Annotated in this window: 13 protein-coding genes; 1 reads left to right on the top strand and 12 read right to left on the bottom strand. The window is 62.5% G+C overall.

Translation table 11 applies throughout. From position 1 onward, the window contains the following. Positions 1–4 precede the first annotated feature (4 nt). The 11 genes from AC3ISR_RS15715 to AC3ISR_RS15665 all read right to left on the bottom strand — a co-directional run bounded on the left by AC3ISR_RS15715 (position 5) and on the right by AC3ISR_RS15665 (position 15,725). Positions 5–2,500 carry a PAS domain-containing protein gene (locus tag AC3ISR_RS15715; protein ID WP_489324370.1) on the bottom strand — a complete coding sequence of 832 codons (2,496 nt, stop codon included), beginning with the start codon at positions 2,498–2,500 and terminating at the stop codon, positions 5–7. 144 nt (positions 2,501–2,644) lie between these two features. Beyond that, positions 2,645–4,597 (bottom strand): acetoacetate--CoA ligase, encoded by a 1,953-nt coding sequence (locus AC3ISR_RS15710; RefSeq protein ID WP_192300830.1) that lies wholly within the window; start codon positions 4,595–4,597, stop codon positions 2,645–2,647. Between the two features lie 185 nt (positions 4,598–4,782). Further along, the gene (locus AC3ISR_RS15705; RefSeq protein ID WP_463984610.1) at positions 4,783–5,556 is read right to left on the bottom strand and encodes a 3-hydroxybutyrate dehydrogenase; all 774 of its coding nucleotides are present in this window, start codon (positions 5,554–5,556) and stop codon (positions 4,783–4,785) included. Positions 5,557–5,563: 7 nt separating this feature from the next. Then, a complete protein-coding gene (locus AC3ISR_RS15700; RefSeq protein ID WP_192300832.1) occupies positions 5,564–6,955 on the bottom strand; it encodes a GntP family permease in 1,392 nt (463 codons plus the stop codon). Positions 6,956–7,251: 296 nt separating this feature from the next. Next, complete coding sequence (locus AC3ISR_RS15695; RefSeq protein ID WP_463984609.1) at positions 7,252–8,649, bottom strand: sigma-54 interaction domain-containing protein; 1,398 nt, start codon at positions 8,647–8,649, stop codon at positions 7,252–7,254. A gap of 80 nt (positions 8,650–8,729) precedes the next feature. Then, positions 8,730–10,301, bottom strand: coding sequence for an ABC transporter ATP-binding protein (locus AC3ISR_RS15690; protein WP_463984608.1), 1,572 nt, complete (start codon positions 10,299–10,301; stop codon positions 8,730–8,732). A gap of 10 nt (positions 10,302–10,311) precedes the next feature. Then, entirely contained in the window at positions 10,312–11,334 is a 1,023-nt protein-coding gene (locus tag AC3ISR_RS15685; protein ID WP_192300835.1) for an ABC transporter permease, read from the bottom strand. After that, positions 11,334–12,395: a microcin C ABC transporter permease YejB gene (locus AC3ISR_RS15680; RefSeq protein WP_192300836.1), complete on the bottom strand. Its 1,062-nt coding sequence runs from the start codon at positions 12,393–12,395 to the stop codon at positions 11,334–11,336. The genes AC3ISR_RS15685 and AC3ISR_RS15680 overlap by 1 nt, the downstream gene beginning before the upstream one ends. Then, a complete protein-coding gene (locus AC3ISR_RS15675; protein WP_192300837.1) occupies positions 12,395–14,242 on the bottom strand; it encodes an extracellular solute-binding protein in 1,848 nt (615 codons plus the stop codon). Before AC3ISR_RS15675 ends, AC3ISR_RS15680 begins: the two co-directional genes overlap by 1 nt. 130 nt (positions 14,243–14,372) lie before the next feature. After that, positions 14,373–14,654: a peptidylprolyl isomerase gene (locus AC3ISR_RS15670; protein WP_010210937.1), complete on the bottom strand. Its 282-nt coding sequence runs from the start codon at positions 14,652–14,654 to the stop codon at positions 14,373–14,375. 576 nt (positions 14,655–15,230) lie between these two features. Further along, positions 15,231–15,725 carry a DUF1543 domain-containing protein gene (locus AC3ISR_RS15665; RefSeq protein ID WP_226457326.1) on the bottom strand — a complete coding sequence of 165 codons (495 nt, stop codon included), beginning with the start codon at positions 15,723–15,725 and terminating at the stop codon, positions 15,231–15,233. Positions 15,726–15,831: 106 nt separating this feature from the next. Between AC3ISR_RS15665 and AC3ISR_RS15660 the strand changes: the two genes are divergently transcribed. Continuing rightward, on the top strand, positions 15,832–16,653 hold the full coding sequence (locus AC3ISR_RS15660) for an aldo/keto reductase (RefSeq protein ID WP_489324369.1): 822 nt from the start codon (positions 15,832–15,834) through the stop codon (positions 16,651–16,653). Positions 16,654–16,690: 37 nt separating this feature from the next. Here the strand turns inward: AC3ISR_RS15660 and AC3ISR_RS15655 are convergent, their stop codons facing one another. After that, a complete protein-coding gene (locus AC3ISR_RS15655; protein WP_192300840.1) occupies positions 16,691–17,206 on the bottom strand; it encodes an Hcp family type VI secretion system effector in 516 nt (171 codons plus the stop codon). Positions 17,207–17,402: the final 196 nt, after the last annotated feature.

The following is a 17,402-nucleotide window of genomic DNA, read 5'->3' as shown; positions in this document are numbered from 1 at the left end:
GAACTCACTCGACGACGCTGATCATGCTGCGGATTTTCGTGGCCAGCAGGTCGATGGAAAACGGCTTGGCCACCATGTCCATGCCGTCCTCCAGGAAGCCTTGGCGCTCGGCGGCCTTTTCCGCGTAACCGGTCATGAACAACACGCGCAGGCCCGGGCGGTGCTGGCGGGCGATCTCGGCCAGTTGCCGGCCGTTCATGCCCGGCAGGCCGACGTCGGTGACCAGCAGGTCCACGCGCAGATCCGATTCCAGCAGCGGCAAGGCGGTGCGTGCATCCGCCGCCTGATGCGCGGTGTAGCCCAATTCGCCGAGCACATTGACCACCAGCATGCGCACCGCCGCGTCATCTTCGACCACCACCACGGCTTCACCCGCCAGGGCCACCGGCGCTTCACCGACGCTGGCCGGCAGGCTGCTTTCCAGCGCGGTGCCATGCAGGCGCGGCAGGTACAGACGCACGCAGGTGCCCTGGCCCGGTTCACTGTGGATGGTCACGTGCCCGCCGGACTGCTGGGCAAAGCCGTAGATCATCGACAGCCCAAGGCCGGTGCCCTGGCCGATGGGTTTGGTGGTGAAGAACGGGTCGAACGCCTTGGCGAGGATTTTCGGCGCCATGCCGGAGCCGTTGTCGCATACGCCGAGCATCACGTAGTCACCGGCTTTGACGGGTTCCAGGGTGGTGATGTCGGTGCCGTCGAGGTAGCTGTTGGCGGTTTCGATCAGCAGTTCACCGCCGTCGGGCATGGCGTCGCGGGCGTTGATCACCAGGTTGAGCAGAGCGTTTTCCAGCTGGCTGGCGTCGGTGTTCACCGGCCAGATGTCGTGGCCCAATTGCACCTTGAGGTTGATATGGGCGCCCTTGGTGCGGCGGAACAACTCTTCGAGTGACGCCACCAGCTGGTTCGGGTCGAGCGGACGGCGGTCCAGGGATTGGCGCCGTGAGAAGGCCAGCAAACGGTGGGTGAGGGCGGCGGCGCGATGGGCGGAGGACACGGCGGCATCGGTAAAACGGCCGATGTCTTCACTGCGCCCGGCGGCGATGTAACGCTGCATCAGGTCCAGGCTGCCGATGATGCCGGTGAGCATATTGTTGAAATCGTGGGCAATGCCGCCCGTGAGCTGGCCGACCGCTTCCATCTTTTGCGCATGGCGCAGCGCATCTTCGGCGCGCTCGCGTTCGAACATTTCGTTTTGCAGGCGCTGGTTGGCCTCGGCCAATGCCTGGGTGCGCTGGGCCACGCGCTCTTCGAGGTTTTCGTTGAGGTGGCGCAGGGCTTCCTCGGTGACTTTGCGTTCGGTCTCGTCGATCACAAAGATGTAGAAGCCGTTCACCGAGCCGTCGTTGCTGAAGCGCGGCAGGTACTTCATCAGCGCATGGCGCGGGCGCCCGTCGCGGTGTGGAGTGATGGTCAGGAAACTGCATGCCTTGCCGTTGAGCGCGGCGTTGATCTGGTCCTGGCGCCCGGCATACACCTCGTCGCCGAGCACTTCGCGGATGGTCTTGCCGTACAGCTCCTGGGGCGTCATGCCGTACCAGTCCAGGTACGCGCTGTTGTTCAGGCGAAAGCGTTGCTCGTGGTCGACATAGCCGATCAGCACCGGCATGGCGTTGATGATCAACTGCAGCTCGGTCTGGCTTTGGCGCAGGGCCTGTTCGGTGTGCTTGCGTTCGGTGAGGTCCAGGGCGGCGCCGAGAAAGCGCGCCGGGCGGCCCTGATGGTCCTTGTAGCAACGCCCGCGGGCGAACACCCAGCGCACGGTGCCGTCGGCTTGTTGCAGGCGGTATTCCTCGGCGTACTCGGTGCCGAAGGTGATGCAGTGCTTGATGCTGCGCGTCACCATGCCACGGTCTTCGGGATGCACGCCGTGCAGGTAGTCGCTGATCGGCAGCAGCTCGGCTGTATCCGGGTCGACGCCGTGCAGGTTGGCGAAGTGGGCGTCGGCAATAAAGCGGTCTTCGGCGATGTCCCAATCCCAGGTGCCGACGGCGTCCGTCGCTGCCAGCGCCAGTTGCAGGCGTTGCTCGGTGTTGTGCTGGGCCTTGCGGCGCTCGTTGGTTTCGATGGCGGTGACCAGGATGCCGGCCACGCTGCCACTTTCATCGCGGATCGGGCTGTAGGTCAGGTCCAGCCAGATTTCCATGTCGCGGTTGTTGCGTTGCAGGACGAAGGGCTGCTCGCTGAACGTGCGCACCTGGCCGCTGAGCACCGCGTCGTAGATCGGTGCGGTAAAGCTGTGCAATTCCGGCCAGGTCTGGTGCGCCGGCTGGCCGAGCGCCTGTGGGTGCTTGTTGCCTGCCAGGGCGGCGAAGCCGTCGTTGTACAGTTGGGTCAGTTGGCTGCCCCACAGCAGGAGCATCGGCATCGGCGAGTGGACGACAATATCCACCGCCGTACGCAGGCTTTGCGGCCAGTTTTTGGCTTCACCGAGAGGGCTTTGCGCCCAGTCCAGCCGTGCGATCAATGCGCCGGCTTCGCTGACGGTGGATGTTCCATTCATGAAAAAGCCCTGAGCGTAACGCTTTGAAATATGACAAACGCCGATTATCCCGTGACAAGGGAACGGCTGACTACCCCTCGGAAAATAGCATGCATTGGGGGTTTGTCTTCAAATGAGTGGGTCAGGGCTGAAACCTTTCATCTTTCAAGCCAGCTCAGGCCGGTCGCGAAACTGCTCCAAGGCCTCGGGATTGGCCAGCGCATCGGTGTTTTTCACCGGCTCGCCGTGTACCACATTGCGCACTGCCAATTCGACGATCTTGCCGCTGATGGTGCGCGGGATGTCGGTGACGGCGAGGATCTTTGCCGGTACATGGCGTGGCGTGGTGTTGGCGCGGATGACGTGGCGGATCTGCTGCTCCAGCGCCTCATCCAGGGCGATGCCGTCGCCCAGGCGTACAAACAGCACCACCCGTACGTCATCCTGCCAACGTTGGCCGATGGCCAGGCTTTCCATGACTTGCGGGACTTTTTCCACCTGGCGATAGATCTCCGCCGTACCGATTCGCACGCCGCCGGGGTTGAGCACGGCGTCGGAGCGCCCATGGATCAGCAGGCTGCCGTTCGGGCGTTGCTCGGCGTAGTCGCCCTGGGCCCAGACGCCAGGGAACTGGCTGAAATACGAGGCGCGCAGCTTCGTCTGGTGCGGATCGTTCCACAAGCCGATGGGCATCGCCGGGAAGTGCCGGGTGCAGACCAACTCGCCTTTTTCACCGATCAACGGCTGGCCGCGGTCGTTCCATACTTCAATGGCCATCGCCAGGCTCTTGCACTGCATCTCGCCACGGCGCACCGGCAGCACCGGGTTGCCGATCACAAAGCAGGACACAATATCGGTGCCGCCAGACATGGACGACAGGCACAGCTCGCCCTTGATCTCGCGGTACACATAGTCGTAGCTCTGCGGCGAGAGGGGCGAGCCGGTGGAGATCAAGCCTTTGAGGCTGCGCAAATCGTGACTCAAGCGCGGTTGCAGACCGGCCTTTTCCAGGGTGGCGAGAAACTTGGGGCTGGTGCCGAACACGCTGATCTTTTCGGCATCGATCAAGTCGAGCAAGCGCTCGGGCCCAGGGTGGAACGGCGAACCGTCATACAGCACCGCTGTGGCGCCGATGGCCAGTACCGACACCAGCCAGTTCCACATCATCCAGCCGCAGGTGGTGTAGTAGAACAGGCAATCCTCACGGCACAGATCGGCATGCAGGCCGTGTTCCTTGAGGTGCGTGAGCAGCACGCCGCCGGTGCCGTGGATGATGCACTTGGGCACCCCGGTGGTGCCGCTGGAATAGAGGATGTACAGCGGATGATCGAACGGCACCGCGACGAATTGCGGATCGCCGCCGGGTCGGTAGAAGTCGTCCCACAGGGCCACGTTGGCTCCGCTCCGGTAGTCCTCGACCCGCGCCTGGGGCTTGGCGTACGGCACCACGATCAGTTGCTCCAGGGACGGCAGGCGTTCGAGGATTTCATTGAGCTTGGCGCTTTGATCGATATCTTTGCCCGCATAGCGATAACCGGCGCAGGTGATCAGCACCTTGGGTTCGATCTGGCCGAAACGGTCGATCACGCCCTGGGTGCCGAAATCCGGCGATGAGCATGACCAGATCGCGCCAAGGCTGGTGGTGGCAAGCATGCCCACCAGGGTTTGCCAGGTATTGGGCATGCACGCGGCGACGCGGTCGCCCTGGGTCACGCCGATGGCCCGCAGGCTTGTTTGCAGGCCCGCGACGTGTGCGGCCAGTTCGGCGTAGGTCAACTGCTCGCGCTGGCCGTCTTCGCTGATGGCGACCACGGCGGGGTGATCGTCGCGGCGGCGCAGCAGGTGCTCGGCAAAATTCAGGGTGGCGCCGGGGAACCATTGGGCGCTGGGCATGGCGCTTTGTTCAATCAGTACGGCACTGGGCGGGCTGCGAAACTGCACGTCGAAAAAGCTGACGATGGCCTGCCAGAAGTCGGGGCGCTGGTCGATGCTCCACTGGTGCAGGGCGGGGTAGTCGTTGAGTTGCACGTTGTAGTGGCTGTTGATGTAGCGGCGGAACTGGTCCATGCGCGTATTGGCGATGCGTTCCGGGGAGGGTTGCCAGAGGATGTCGGACATTGCGAGATCTCTTGTTCTTGTTTGAGTCTGCCAGGCAACACAGGCCCAATGTGGGAGCGGGCTTGCTCGCGAAGGCGGAGTATCAGTCACAGATGCTTGGGCTGAACCACCGCCTTCGCGAGCAAGCCCGCTCCCACACAAGCCCTTGCCTACATTTGTATCTCCAGTGTTGTCCAGGTTTGCGTTTATTGGGCCAACCAGCCGCCATCGATGTTCCACGCCGCGCCACGCACTTGGCTGCCGGCTTCGCTGCACAGGAACAGCACCAACTCACCCAACTGCGGCGGCGTCACAAATTCCAGCGACGGCTGCTTCTCCGCCAGCAAATCATGCTGCGCTTGCTGCGGGTCCACGCCCGTGGCGATACGATCATCAATCTGCTTCTGCACCAGCGGCGTCAATACCCAGCCCGGGCAGATGGCATTGCACGTCACGTTACTGGTCGCGGTTTCCAGGCCCACCACCTTGGTCAGGCCGATCACGCCGTGCTTGGCCGCCACATAGGCCGCCTTGCCCACCGAACCGACCTGGCCGTGTACCGAGGCGATGTTGATGATGCGCCCCCAGCCCTTGGCTTTCATGCCCGGCAGGCTCAAGCGGGTGCTGTGGAACACCGACGACAGGTTGATGGCGATGATCGAATCCCAGCGCTCGGTGGGGAAGTCTTCCACCGCCGCCACATGCTGGATGCCGGCGTTGTTGACCAGGATGTCGACGCCGCCGAACTCGCGCTCGGCGTAGGCGAGCATGTCGGCGATCTGCGCCGGGTCGCTGACGTCGGCCGGGTGATGCCCGACCTTGCCGCCGAACGCCTGCACCTGGGCGATCACCGCGCTGGCGTCGCCGAAGCCGTTGAGGATCAGGTTGGCGCCGGCTTTGGCCAGGCTCAATGCGATGCCCAGGCCGATGCCGCTGGTGGAACCGGTGACCAGGGCGGTCTTGCCGTTCAATGTCGTCATGGAAACCTCACACAATGCCAGTGGCGTAGAAAGTACCGATCACCACGAACACCGCGAGGGTCTTGATAATCGTGATGCCGAAAATGTCCTTGTAGGCTTCGCGGTGGGTCAGGCCGGTGACCGCCAGCAGCGTAATCACCGCGCCGTTGTGGGGCAGGGTGTCCATGCCGCCGCTGGCCATGGCGGCGACGCGGTGCAGCACTTCAAGGGGGATATTGGCCGCATGGGCCGCTGAAATAAAGCTCTCGGACATGGCTGCCAGCGCAATGCTCATACCACCCGACGCGGACCCGGTGATACCGGCCAGCAGCGTCACGGTGATCGCTTCGTTGACCAGCGGGTTGGGAATGCCCTTGAGCCAGTCTGCCAGTACCAAAAAGCCCGGCAGCGAGGCAATTACCGCACCGAAGCCGTATTCCGAGGCGGTGTTCATCGCCGCCAGCAACGCGCCGCTGACCGCACTTTTGCTGCCTTCGGCAAGCTTGCTTTTGATCGCGGAGAAGCCGAACACCAGCACCACGATAATCCCCACCAACAACGCTGCCTGCACCGCCCAGATCGCGGTGAGCTTGGCGATCTCGGTGGTCACCGGCGCGCTCATGCCCGGCAGCGCGAGGCTGTGGGTCTTGCCGTACCACTGCGGGATCCAGTGGGTGAACAGCAGGTTCATCACCCCCACCAGGATCAGCGGCGACAGCGCGATCCACGGGTTGGGCAGCGCCAGGTTTTCGGCGGTTTCCGGCTCATTGCGCAACTCGGTGCCATACCCTTCACCGGCGCGCTGCGCCTTGTTGCGCTGGCGCGCCAGGTAGAGCATGCCGGCGCAGAACACGAAGACCGTGCCGATCAGGCCCAGCCACGGTGCGGCCCAGGCGGTGGTGTTGAAAAAGGTGCTGGGGATGATGTTCTGGATCTGTGGCGTGCCGGGCAGGGCGTCCATGGTGAACGAAAAGGCGCCGAGGGCGATGGTCGCCGGGATCAGGCGCTTGGGGATATTGCTTTGGCGGAACATCTCCGCGGCAAATGGGTACACCGCAAACACCACCACAAACAGCGACACACCGCCGTAGGTGAGCAGGGCGCAGACCAGCACGATCACCAGCATTGCCTGGCGGGTGCCGAGCAAGCGGATCGCGGCGGCGACAATCGAACGAGAAAAGCCCGACAGCTCGATCAGCTTGCCGAACACCGCACCGAGCAGGAACACCGGGAAATACAGTTTGATAAAGCCGACCATCTTTTCCATGAACACCCCGGTAAAGGCAGGCGCGACGGCGGACGGGTCGGTGAGCAGGACGGCGCCGAGGGCGGCGATGGGGGCAAACAGGATAACGCTATAGCCACGGTAGGCAGCCAGCATCAGCAGCGCGAGGGCTGCCAGGGCGATGATTACACTCATGGAGTGTCTCCAGATCGAATTGTTATTTTTGTGGGTGTTGCGGTGGGGAGAGGCTATAGCGAGATGCGTGCCAAGATATTAAGTTATTGAAATATAAGGATAAATTATTTATTTCTGTTCGCGGTTTCGAATAATGTCTTGAATTTGAGACGGTCGCGAAACAAATGTGGGAGCGGGCTTGCTCGCGAAGGCGCAGTATCAGTCAAAGATACGTCGGCTGAACCAGCGTTTTCGCGGGCAAGCCCGCTCCCACAGGAGGCTGTCTTGATAGGGAGAGTGTTGTCTCTGTTTTGAGACTAGGCGATGCCCAGGGCCTGCATCTTTTTGTACAGTGTCGAGCGGCCAAGCCCCAGCCGCTTGGCTGCCTCCACCACATTCCCGCCACAGGTCGCCAACGCCGCCGCAATGATCTGCCGGTCAAAGCGCTCCCGCGCCGCGCTGAAGCTTTCGCCCGCTACCGTCGCCACGGCAGTGCGTTGCACCGGGGTGAAGGTGCCGATGGCTGCGCGAATGTCCTCGGCGTTCAACACCAGGTCGTCACTGAGCAACGCCGCCCGTTCCAGCACATTACGCAGTTCGCGGATATTCCCCGGCCACGCATGTTGCGCCAGCAGCGCCAGGGCTTCGCGATCCAGTTCGTGCTGGCTGCGCAACTCCTCCAGAATCGCTTCGCTCAACGCTGGGATGTCCTCCAATCGTTCACGCAACGGCGGCACCTGGATCGGCAATACATTCAGGCGGTAATACAGGTCCGCACGAAACTCGCCACGCTTGATCGCCGCCTCCAGGTCCATGGACGTGGCGGCAATCACCCGCACATCGCTGTGCAGCATCTCGTTGGAGCCTACCGGCTCGAACTCCTTTTCCTGCAACACCCGCAGCAATTTGCTTTGCAGGGGCAGGGGCATATCGCCGATTTCGTCGAGGAACAAGGTGCCGCCCTGGGCAATCTGGAACTTGCCGGGACGGCCCTTGCGGTCGGCGCCGGTAAATGCGCCCGGCGCGGTGCCGAAGAACTCGGCCTCCAGCAGGTCGGCCGGAATCGCCGCGCTGTTGACGCTGACAAACGCCTTGTGTGCCCGCTTCGATGCGCCGTGAATCGCCTGGGCCAGCAGCTCCTTGCCGGTGCCGGTTTCGCCAAGCAGCAACACCGGCGACTCGGCACTGGCACTGCGCCGCGCACGGCGCTTGACTTCGAGGCTGGCGGCGCTGGTGCCGATAAAGTGCGCGAAGTTGTATTTGCTCTGTCGCGAACGCAGCAACGAGCGGGTCGAAGCCAGTTCCTGCTGCATGCTCAGGTAGCGTTCGATCAGCGGCGACAGGTTGCGCAGCTCATCAAACAGCGCAAAGCCAATCGCACCGATGACCGCGCCGGCATCGTTGTGGATCGGCAGGCGCATCACCACCAACGGGCCTTTGGGCGTGTCCTGTATATCCAGCAGGATCGGCTGGTCATTGCGCACTACCTGGCGTAGCAGGCTGTTGGAGATCACCTGTTCGCACGGCTGGCCGATGGCCTCGTCGGCGCTTTTCAAGCCGAAACGCTTGGCGTAGCGCTCATTCATCCAGACGATATTCGCGTCGCGGTCGACAATCACCGTGCCTTCACTGGACTGCTCGATGATCTCGAACAGCGACTGGATGGCCAGGCCGCGCACCTGTTGGTAATCCTTGAGGCTTTCGTTGGTGTTCATGCTTATGTCGCCAACACAAAATGGGAGTAGGAGTGCGGTCCTGTGGGAGCAGGCAAGCCAGCTCCCACAGGGGGATGGGTTTACAGGGGGATGTGCGCGGCGGCCAGCAGCTCCTGGGTGTAGGCGTGCTGGGGCGCTTCGAATACCTGCTGGCTTGCGCCGCGCTCCACGACCTTGCCGTCCTTGATCACGATCATGTCATGGGCCATCGCCCGCACCACCGCCAGGTCATGGCTGATAAACAGGTAGGTCAGGCCGTACTTCTCCTGTAACTCACGCAACAGCGCCACCACCTGCTTCTGCACCGTGCGGTCGAGGGCCGAGGTCGGCTCATCCAGCAACATCAATGCAGGCTTGAGCACCAGGGCGCGGGCGATGGCGATCCGTTGACGTTGGCCGCCGGAGAATTCATGGGGGTAACGATGCCGGCTGGCAGGGTCGAGGCCGACGTCCTTGAGCACCTGGATCACTTGCGCGTCACGGTCTGCAACGCTGCACGGCGCATGCACTTCGAGGCCTTCGCTGATGATCTGCTGCACTGTCATGCGTGGGCTGAGGCTGCCGTAAGGGTCCTGGAACACCACCTGCATCTGCTTGCGCCACGGGCGCATCTGCTGATGATTGAGCGGGTCGAGGGCTTCGCCCTGGAAGCGGATGCTGCCGGTGGAGTCGAGCAAGCGCAGGATCGCCTGGCCCAGGGTGGATTTGCCCGAGCCCGATTCGCCGACAATCCCCAGGGTCTTGCCGCGCTGCACACTGAGGCTGATGCCGTCCACCGCGCGCAGGTAGGTTTTGCGCTGGAACAGGCCGCCGCCGAGGGGGAATTGCACGGTCAGGTCGTCAACCTGTAACACGGTCTCGCGCTCCTCGCTGCACAGCGCGTCACCCGCCGGCTCGGCATCCAGCAGCAGGCGGCTGTAAGGGTGCTGCGGTGCGTTGAACAAGGTCTGGCAATCGGCCTGCTCGACGATCTCGCCGGCATGCATCACGCACACGCGCTGGGCAATGCTGCGCACCAGGTTGAGGTCGTGGCTGATCAGCAGCAACGACATGCCCAGGCGTTGTTGCAGTGACTTGAGCAGCAGCAGGATCTTGCGCTGCACCGTCACGTCCAGCGCGGTGGTGGGTTCGTCGGCGATCAGCAGTTCCGGCTCGCAGGCCAGGGCCATGGCAATGATGACCCGTTGGCGCTGGCCGCCGGAGAGTTGGTGCGGGTAGGCCTTGAGGCGTTCCCGGGGATTCTGGATGCCCACCAGATCGAGCAATTCGAGGATGCGCGCCTGCGCCGCCTTGCCGCCCAGGCCCTTGTGCAACAGCAGGGTTTCGCCGATCTGTTTTTCAATGCTGTGCAGTGGGTTCAGGGACGTCATTGGCTCCTGGAAGATCATTGCAATGCGGTTGCCGCGCAGCTTTTGCAGAGTCGAAGCCGGCGCGCCAATCAGCTCCTGGCCGCGGTACTGGATGGAGCCTGTGGTTTGCGTGCCGGCTTCGGGCAGCAATTGCAGGATCGAGTGGGCCGTCACCGACTTGCCCGAGCCCGATTCGCCCACCAGTGCCAGGCACTCGCCGGGGCGTACGTCCAGGCTCAGCTTGTTCACTACGGTCTGGCCGCTGAAGGCGACGCTGAGGTCGCGGATTTCGATCAGGTTCATCTGCAGTCACTCATGAACGGGGGTCGAAGGCATCACGTAATGCCTCGCCGATAAACACCAGCAGCGACAGGATCAGTGCCAGGGTGAAAAACGCCGTCAGGCCCAGCCACGGCGCTTGCAGGTTCTGCTTGCCCTGGGCGATCAATTCACCCAGCGAGGCGCTGCCGGCGGGCATGCCGAAGCCGAGGAAGTCCAGGGCGCTGAGGGTGGAGATCGCACCGGTCAGAATAAACGGCAGGTAGCTCAAGGTTGCGGTCATGGCATTCGGCAGGATGTGTCGGCGGATGATCTTGGCGTCGCTCAGGCCCAGTGCGCGAGCGGCCTTGACGTACTCCAGGTTGCGTCCGCGCAGGAACTCGGCGCGTACCACGTCCACCAGGGCCAGCCAGGAAAACAGCGCCATGATCCCCAGCAACCACCAGAAATTCGGCTCGACAAAGCCCGACAGGATGATCAACAGGTACAGCACCGGCAGCCCCGACCACACCTCCAGCACCCGCTGGCCGATCAGGTCGACCCAGCCGCCGTAGTAGCCCTGCAACGCACCGGCGGCAATGCCGATGGCGGCACTGATCGCGGTGAGCGCCAGGGCAAACAGGATCGAGACCCGCGCGCCAAAGATCACCCGCGCCAGCACATCCCGCGACTGGTCATCGGTGCCCAGCCAGTTCACGGCCGAAGGCGGGCTGGGGGCAGGGCGGGTCAGTTCGTAGTTGGGCGTGTCGTCGCTGAATGGGATCGGCGGGAACAGCATCCAGCCGCCATCCTGTTTGATCAGCTTTTGCACGTAGTCACTGCGGTAGTCGGCCTGGAACGGCAACTGGCCGCCGAACTGCTGCTCGGTGTAGCGCTTGAACACCGGGAAATACAGTTCGTTCTTGAAGCTCAGCACCAGGGGCTTGTCATTGGCGATCAACTCGCCGCCGAGGGTCAGGATGAACAGGCCGATAAACAGCCACAGCGACCACCAGCCACGCCGGTTTTTCTTGAACCGTTCGAAGCGTCGACGGGCCACGGGAGACAGGTTGAACATCAGGCGTTCCTCGCGGCGAAGTCGATACGCGGGTCGACCAGGGTGTAGCAGAGGTCACCAATGAGTTTTATCAAGAGGCCGAACAAGGTGAAGATAAACAGCGAGCCGAACACCACCGGATAATCCCGCGACACCGCCGCTTCGTAACTCATGCGCCCGAGGCCGTCGAGGGAGAAAATCACCTCGATCAGCAGCGAACCGGCAAAGAACACGCTGATAAACGCCTGGGGAATCCCCGAGATCACCAGCAACATGGCGTTGCGGAACACATGGCCGTACAGCACCCGGCGTTCGCTCAAGCCCTTGGCGCGCGCGGTGACCACGTATTGGCGTGTGATTTCATTGAGGAACGAGTTTTTGGTGAGGATGGTCAGGGTGGCGAAACCGCCGATCACCAGCGACGTGACCGGCAGCACCAGGTGCCAGAAGTAGTCGGCGATCTTGCCGACGGTGCTCAGTTCCTCGAAGTTTTCCGAGACCAACCCGCGCACCGGAAACCAGTTCAGCGAGGTGCCGCCGGCGAAGACCACGATCAAGAACATCGCAAACAGGAATGCTGGCATGGCGTAGCCGATGACGATGGCGGTGCTGCTCCACACATCAAAGCTGCTGCCATGGCGCACCGCCTTGCGAATCCCCAGGGGGATCGACACCAGGTAGGTGATCAGGGTGGCCCACAGGCCGAGGGAGATGGTGACGGGCATTTTCTCCAGGATCAGGTCGATCACTGTTTTGCCGCGAAAGAAGCTGTTGCCGAAATCCAGCTTGGCGTAGCTCGTCAGCATCAGCCACAGGCGTTCCGGTGCGGGCTTGTCGAAACCGTATTGTTTTTCGATGTCCTTGATCAGCTTCGGGTCCAGGCCGCGACTGGCCCGGGAGCCGCCGCTGATGCCGTCACCCCCCGAGCCGCCGACCGCGCCGCCGCCGATGCCTTGCAGGTGGGCGATGGCTTGTTCCACCGGGCCGCCGGGGGCGGCCTGCACGATGACGAAGTTGACCAGCAGGATAATCACCAGCGTGGGGATGATCAGCAGCAGGCGCCGTACGATATAAGCAAGCATCAGTGGCGGCCTCCGCGTTTTTGCATCTGCTCGTTTGTCAGCGGTGTAGGGCTGATTTCCCACCAGCTTTCCAGGGCTTCATCGTTTTTCGCCTCGACGGCAGGGCGGCCGAATCGGTTCCACCATGCGGCGGACGTGCCGGGCGGGTAGTAGTTGGGAATCCACAGGTAATTCCATTGCAGCACCCGGTCCAGGGCGTGGGCGTAGGTGAGCATCTGCGCCTGGGTGTCGGCCTTGACCAGACCCTTGATCAAGGTATCGACCGCCGGGTCCTTGAGGACCATGTAGTTGTTGGCCCCTGGATCGAACGCGGCGTCTGAGCCGAAGTAGTTGTACAACTCCATCCCCGGCGAAGTAGTGACCGGGAAGCCGACCACGATCATGTCGTAGTCGCGCGCCATCATCCGGTTGACGTACTGCGAGGAGTCGATACGGCGGATATTCAAGGTGATGCCGATTTGCGCGAGGTTGCGCTTGTACGGCAGCAGCAGACGCTCAAGGCCGTTCTGGGTGTTGAGGAAGGTGAACTCCAGCGGCTCGCCGTCGGCGTTCACCAGGCGGTCGCCGTCGGGTTTCCAGCCGGCTTCTTCCAGCAGGGCCAGGGCTTGCAGTTGTTTGTCGCGGATCATGCCGCTGCCGTCGGTGACCGGGGCCTTGAACACTTGCGTAAAGACTTCGTCGGGAATTTGCCCGCGCAAGGGTTCGAGGATCGCCAGTTCCTCTGGGGTCGGCGGTTGGCTGGCGGCCAGCGGGCTGTTGGAGAAGAAGCTCTGCTGGCGGATGTACATGTTGCGCATCATCTGCCGGTTGGCCCATTCGAAATCCCACAGCATCGCCAGGGCCTGGCGTACGCGGCGGTCCTTGAACATCGGTTTTTGCACATTGAACACGTAGCCCTGGGCCGGTTGCGGCATCTCCTTGGCCAAATGCGCGCGTTGCAGGCGACCGTCGTCGAGGGCCGGGCCGTTGTAGCCGATGGAATAGCCGGTGGCGGAAAACTCGCGGTTGAAGTCATAGGCGCCGCCGCGCAAGACCTGGCGCGCTACTTCGGTATCGCCGAAATATTCCAGGCTCAGGTGATCGAAGTTGTACAGGCCGCGGCTGACGGGCAGGTCCTTGCCCCACCAGTCGGGGTCACGGGTAAAGGTGATGGTGCTGCCGGAATCGATCTTGCTGACTTTATACGGGCCGCTGCCCAGTGGTGCCTCGTAGCCGCCGCCGTTGGCGAAGTCGCGGGTTTTCCACCAGTGCTCGGGCAGCACCGGCAGGGTCGCGAGGTCGAGGGGCAGGGTGCGGTTTTCATTGCTGGAGAAATCGAAGCGTACCTGGCGCTCACCTTCGACTTCGACGTGCTTGACGTCGGCGAACAGCGTGCGAAAGCCAAGGCGGCCTTGGGTCATCAGCAGGTTATAGGTGTAGCGCACGTCTTCGGCGGTGATGGGCGTGCCGTCGGCGAAACGCGCCTTGGGATTGAGGAAGAAGCGCAGCGACAGGCCGTCTTCGGCGCGCTCCATCTTCTCGGCAACCAGGCCATACACCGTGTAAGGCTCATCCAGGGAGCGCTGGGCCAGGGGCGAATAGAGCCAGCCGTCGACCTGGGACACACCGATGCCTTTGTCGATGTAGGGCAGCACATGGTCAAAGCGCCCGATCTCAATGGCCGAGCGCCGTAGGTTGCCGCCCTTGGGCGCATTGGGGTTGACGTAGTCAAAGTGGTGGAAGCCGGCGGGGTACTTGGCCGGCTCGCCATAGACCGTAAGGTACGGCAGCGGTGCCGCGATCACGGCGCTGCTGGCCAGCAGCAGGGCCAGGGTAGAGCTAAGCAGGGTAGAAAAAGCCAGTCGCATTATCAGCCTTGAACGCCGCGTATAGAAGAATAGGGATTTGTACGCTAACGGCGGCAGCGTCGCCAGTCATCACATGCACAACGGCCCACCAAAAGGCGGGCCGTTGTGTAGGGCATCAGCGCAGACCGGATCAGTCCTGGCGGCTGGTGACTTCCAGCAGGTGGTAGCCGAACTGGGTCTTCACCGGGCCTTGCACGGTGTTGACCGGGGCGCTGAAGACGACGGTGTCGAATTCCTTGACCATCTGGCCTGGGCCGAACGAACCCAGATTGCCGCCGTCGCGGCTGGATGGGCAGCTGGAATTGGCTTTGGCGATTTCTGCGAAATCAGCGCCGCCTTCGATTTGGGCCTTGAGTTCGTTGCACTTGTCTTCAGTGGAAACGAGGATGTGGCGGGCGGTGGCTTTGGCCATGGGGATTAACTCCTTGAATAAAAAGGGTGAGCCTACCGGATTCAGGCGGTTATTTCCCGGCAAAGTTCCGCTGGTGTTCCGACACGCCTGACCAACGCCCCATGCCACCCAACCGCGACCGCACCATGTAGTGAGCGGGCTTGCCCCGCGCCGGGTGGCGAAGCCGCCCCAAATCCAGACACCTCAATCTTCCTGACCCACCGCAGCGGACCGTTGGGGGCGGCTTCGCCGCCCAGCGCGGGCAAGCCCGCTCACTACAAAGAGGTGTGAGTGTGTGGCGACTTAGTGCGCACCCCGACCTGTTGTAGTGAGCGGGCTTGCCCCGCGCCGGGTGGCGAAGCCGCCCCAAATCCAGATACCTCAATCTTCCTGACCCACCGCAGCGGGCCGTTTGGGGCGGCTTCGCCGCCCAGCGCGGGCAAGCCCGCTCACTACAAAGAGGTGTGAGTGTGGGGCGGCTTAGTGCGCGCCCCGACCTGTTGTAGTGAGCGGGCTTGCCCCGCGCCGGGTGGCGAAGCCGCCCCAAATCCAGACACCTCGGTCTTCCTGATCCACCGCAGCGGACCGTTTGATGTGTCAGGGCAGCACGATGTAGTCGTTGTGCTGCACGATCGGCCGGTGTGGGGCTTGTTCAAGGTGAACATAGCGCCCATCCACCAGATCGATCGGCAGGCAGTCGTCTATATCCATCACGGCATCGGTATGCGCCTGGGCCCAGTGACGCAGCATCTGCTGCTTGCCCAACGCTTTCGCCTCCCGCGCAGTGCGTGCCACAACCAGCACGTACTGATGCGCCTCGCCAAACACGTTGGCTGCATAACCACCGAGGTTGATGAAATACAGGCGCGGGGCATCGGCCTGGGGGGCGAGGTGACTGAGTTGGACCTTCCAGCCATCCACACCGTCTACCGCCATCCACGAATCGATGTGCACGCCCTTGGCGCTGCCAAACCAGGCGTCGCGCAGTTGCGGGTAGGTGGCTTGCAGTGTATCCGCCACGGCGAACACCACATCGTGCACTTCAATCCGGGCCCGTGGGTGCTTGCCCCCGAGCATGACGACAAACAGCATTGCAGGTACTTCCTGGCGACTTGGCAGGCGCCAACCATACTGCGATTGAACCCTTTTGTCCGGCCAATGCCACACTGTTTATCCGCGAACTCATCAGGAGGTTGTCATGCGTACCATTGATCTGGCCGGTGTTCCGGTCCCTGTTATCGGCCAGGGCACCTGGCGCATGGGCGAAGACCCCGGGCAGCGCCGCGCTGAAGTCGCCGCGCTGCAACTGGGGATCGACGAGGGCATGACCCTGATCGATACCGCTGAAATGTATGGCGAAGGCGGCGCCGAAGCAGTCGTCGGCGAAGCCATTCGCGGCAGGCGTGACCGGGTGTTCCTGGTCAGCAAGGTGTATCCGCACAACGCCAGCCACAAAGGCGTGCCGCGCGCCTGCGACGCCAGCCTGCAACGCATGGGCACGGACTACATCGATCTGTACTTGCTGCACTGGCGTGGCCAGTATCCCCTTGAAGAAACTGTCGAAGCCTTCGAGCGCCTGCGCGAAGCCGGCAAGATCGGCCGCTGGGGCGTGTCCAACTTCGATGTGGCAGACCTCCAGGAGCTCGCCGCCCCGGCATGCGCCACCAACCAGGTGCTCTACAACATCGAAGAGCGCGGCATCGAATTCGACCTGTTGCCCTGGTGGCAACAACACCATCTGCCGCTAATGGCTTATTGCCCGATTGCCCAGGGCGGCGCATTGCTGGACAGCAGCACACTCAAGCAGATCGCCCGACGCCATGACGTCACCCCAGCCCAGGTGTGCCTGGCCTGGGTGCTACGCCAAAACGGTGTGATCGCGATCCCCAAGGCCGTTACTCCCGAGCACGTGCGGCTCAACGCCAGCGCCGCGCAACTGGTGCTGGATGAGCATGACCTGGACGCAATCGACCGGGTGTTTGGCGCACCCCAGCGCAAGCACCCGCTGGCGATGGTCTAGTCACGGCTGCCGTCCCTGGCGGCCGCGACCCGCGACGTCAGCCGGAGACTGGTGTGCGCCAGTCATCCGAGCCAGAGGTGCCGGCCACTTCGTGGGTCCAGACGATCTTGCGATAGGTGAAATACACGTCCTCCAGATGGGTGAAGTGCGCATTGGCCGGGTCCTGGCAGTTCGGCATGCGCGACTGGATGTCGACGATGGTCGCGCCTTCCAGCTCGATGGTGAAGTAGTGCTCCTGGGTGCCGGCCGACGAGGTGCGGAACCACTCCAGGCGACATTTGACCTCTTCGCCGCCAGTGAGCGCACTGAAGAGCAGCGGTGACGACTTGTCGAAGATCTTGCTGATCATCAGCGGTTTGTGCACGCGCTGGCCGGTCGGCTGGCCGGACTGTGGATCACGGGGAATGATCACCTGATGGGCGAACGCCTGGACCAGGATCTGATCTTCATGACCTTCCTGGTAAATGTTACCTACCGAGTCCTGGGTAAACGTGCCTGCCGTAATCAAACCTTGTTTGACACCGGTGATGGAGAGATACGCGGGTGTTGGCATGACGGGTTTCCTTGCCTGATGGTTGAGGTAGTTCCACCCGACAGACGGTGCCGGGTGGGCAGGGCTCTATAACAAGAAACGTGCCTGAAAGTGTGTGAGCCAATGAAATATGGCTGGAGCGGTAAGTTGCGGGTTTTCTTTTGGTCAGTATGCGAAATTTAAGTCGGATTAGTTGCGCGTAAGTGCGCAATTAATT

This window comes from Pseudomonas sp. GL_117, from assembly GCF_057835125.1.
Note: the sequence above shows the minus strand (reverse complement) of the source record. Positions and strands in the feature narration are given on the sequence as shown.

What these genes read in the sequence shown, in the direction of transcription:
- AC3ISR_RS15715 (WP_489324370.1), bottom strand. Translation starts at nt 2,500, where the DNA reads ATGAATGGAACATCCACCGTCAGCGAAGCCGGCGCATTGATCGCACGG.
- AC3ISR_RS15710 (WP_192300830.1), bottom strand. Translation starts at nt 4,597, where the DNA reads ATGTCCGACATCCTCTGGCAACCCTCCCCGGAACGCATCGCCAATACG.
- AC3ISR_RS15705 (WP_463984610.1), bottom strand. Translation starts at nt 5,556, where the DNA reads ATGACGACATTGAACGGCAAGACCGCCCTGGTCACCGGTTCCACCAGC.
- AC3ISR_RS15700 (WP_192300832.1), bottom strand. Translation starts at nt 6,955, where the DNA reads ATGAGTGTAATCATCGCCCTGGCAGCCCTCGCGCTGCTGATGCTGGCT.
- AC3ISR_RS15695 (WP_463984609.1), bottom strand. Translation starts at nt 8,649, where the DNA reads ATGAACACCAACGAAAGCCTCAAGGATTACCAACAGGTGCGCGGCCTG.
- AC3ISR_RS15690 (WP_463984608.1), bottom strand. Translation starts at nt 10,301, where the DNA reads ATGAACCTGATCGAAATCCGCGACCTCAGCGTCGCCTTCAGCGGCCAG.
- AC3ISR_RS15685 (WP_192300835.1), bottom strand. Translation starts at nt 11,334, where the DNA reads ATGTTCAACCTGTCTCCCGTGGCCCGTCGACGCTTCGAACGGTTCAAG.
- AC3ISR_RS15680 (WP_192300836.1), bottom strand. Translation starts at nt 12,395, where the DNA reads ATGCTTGCTTATATCGTACGGCGCCTGCTGCTGATCATCCCCACGCTG.
- AC3ISR_RS15675 (WP_192300837.1), bottom strand. Translation starts at nt 14,242, where the DNA reads ATGCGACTGGCTTTTTCTACCCTGCTTAGCTCTACCCTGGCCCTGCTG.
- AC3ISR_RS15670 (WP_010210937.1), bottom strand. Translation starts at nt 14,654, where the DNA reads ATGGCCAAAGCCACCGCCCGCCACATCCTCGTTTCCACTGAAGACAAG.
- AC3ISR_RS15665 (WP_226457326.1), bottom strand. Translation starts at nt 15,725, where the DNA reads ATGCTGTTTGTCGTCATGCTCGGGGGCAAGCACCCACGGGCCCGGATT.
- AC3ISR_RS15660 (WP_489324369.1), top strand. Translation starts at nt 15,832, where the DNA reads ATGCGTACCATTGATCTGGCCGGTGTTCCGGTCCCTGTTATCGGCCAG.
- AC3ISR_RS15655 (WP_192300840.1), bottom strand. Translation starts at nt 17,206, where the DNA reads ATGCCAACACCCGCGTATCTCTCCATCACCGGTGTCAAACAAGGTTTG.